Source organism: Nostoc cycadae WK-1 (genome assembly GCF_002897135.1).
Taxonomy (GTDB): domain Bacteria; phylum Cyanobacteriota; class Cyanobacteriia; order Cyanobacteriales; family Nostocaceae; genus Nostoc_B.
Genome location: NZ_DF978423.1, coordinates 368,388 through 370,369, shown reverse-complemented (window position 1 = coordinate 370,369; position 1,982 = coordinate 368,388). Strand labels below are relative to the sequence as shown.

General features: G+C 41.8%; 2 protein-coding genes. Both read right to left on the bottom strand.

The genetic code is table 11. The features are described from left to right. Positions 1–670: ABC transporter substrate-binding protein (locus NCWK1_RS05825; protein WP_146033954.1), on the bottom strand; the 670-nt coding region annotated here is incomplete at its 3' end. A gap of 256 nt (positions 671–926) precedes the next feature. Beyond that, the gene (locus NCWK1_RS05820; RefSeq protein ID WP_103124048.1) at positions 927–1,865 is read right to left on the bottom strand and encodes an ABC transporter substrate-binding protein; all 939 of its coding nucleotides are present in this window, start codon (positions 1,863–1,865) and stop codon (positions 927–929) included. Positions 1,866–1,982 lie beyond the last annotated feature (117 nt).

Genomic DNA, 1,982 nt, shown 5'->3' with positions numbered 1-1,982 from the left:
GAATCAAATTTTTCGTGAATTGGTATAAAGCATTTAATAGTTGAAAAACTGTGCCTTCTTTGATTAATTTATGGAGGTCGGGCGCACCTGCGATCGCAGCGTCTACTTGTTTAGTTTTGAGCAATGTATAAGTAGAAGCTGTTGTACTTTGAACATACTCAACATCTTTATCGTTCAGACCATTTTGCCGCAGATATTTGACGAAAACGGCCCAACTCCAAGTGCCAATTTCACCCGCGGAAATTTTTCTACCTTTGAGGTCAGCAACACTCTTAATTTGAGAGCGCAAATCAGAACGAACAATTAAGGAAGTATCAACCAGATTACGACGATTGGCAACGACATTTAACGGCACTCCCTTCAAGCGAGAAAGATAAACGTGTAAAGGTGCTTGGGCGCTAAAATCAATTTCTCCCGCAATCAACGCATCTCGCATTTTGGCACTACTTTGAAAAGTAATGACTTCAGCATTCAAACCAGCCGCATTAAAATAACCTAAATCCTGGGGAATCCAAACATCAATGGAGTTAATGCCACTTACTGCCCCTAATTTAACGCTAATAGTTTCTTGATTAGCAGCAGGTTTATTTATGTTATTACAGGCTTGTGTAACTAGAGCAGTTGTGACTCCTAAAGAAGCATATTTTAAAAAGTCTCTACGTGTGTGCATTTGCTTATTCAAGATTTATTTAAATTACAAGCAAGTAATATTAATGTGGAAATTTGGATTTAAGGCGTTGCTGAATTAGGGGATGAAATCTCAGGTACTAAAATGTGAAACTCATTATTCTTTTAGCGTGAGACAATTCATCCCAAATTTAGACAACGCCAACGTTAAAACCTGATTCAATAACTATTCAAGCAGGTTGAAATTAGACTACTTGAATAATTAGTTTTACTCTTCACTCAGCATTTTGCGCAGTTGTTCAATTAGCTGCAATAACTCGGTTATCAACAATCTGCTGGAAAGTTGCATCAGGTTGAATCAGTCCCCACTTCACCATCCAGTTGTAGGTGCGGTGGAAATCAGTTTCCGAGTATGGTGCTGGGTCGTTATAGCGCAGGCGGTTGCGCCGGAAATCTGATGGTTCGAGTTTGACAATCTCTTCTGATACGTCATCAATCAGATACTTTGTATAGCGGATAGGGTCTGTTTGCAAATCCTGAACAGCGCGACGAATAGCTTTATTAATCGCCTCGAAACTCTCTTCGTCTAGGTCGGGACTAGCAATTTCTAGACCGACATAGTGAGCCTCAGCGATAATCTTGTAGCCCAGTTTTTCGGCAACTGTAATCCAGGGTTCCATGACTGCAACTGCATCAACTAGCCCATCACGCAAAGCGACAAAGCGGTTGAATTGTTTATGTTGTCCACCGCCTTCGATGTGTACTACTTTAATCTCCTCTGGAGCCAAGAAGCCTTCAAGGGTTTGAATAGCGATGTAGTGAGAACCGTGGTGAAAGTTCACACCAACAGGTACATTAGCGAGGTCTTGGGGGATGTTGTAGGGTGAATCTGGACGTACGATAATCGCTTGACTGGCGATCGCCGCCCGCTTGGCTATCACCTGTCCACCACGAGAACTGTCGTATGTGCGGCGGACTTGTCCCCATTCGCAAGCGCGGTAAAGGGTGCTTTGTCCTTGTTCAAATAAAGAAGGGCCGCCAAAAGAACTCACTTGGCGATGATCATCAATCAGTGTGATATTGGCTGGGCGATCGCCATAGTTGCGTTTGACAAACTCTATCTCTAGCCCTAAGTCGTTAAAATATCCTTGATCACGAGCTACATAGTAAGGCAATGAGAACACTGTCCCACTAATCTCGGTGGTAATTTTCTTGAGTGCCAAATTTGTGTTACTCAAGGTTGAACTCCCTATTTTGTATAAGTAAGGTTTATTCTCCGGTAAATACACGTATTTAGTCAAGATTAAAAATATTTATTTACAGTATCAACTAGTAGTCCACCAAGGCAATTTTGC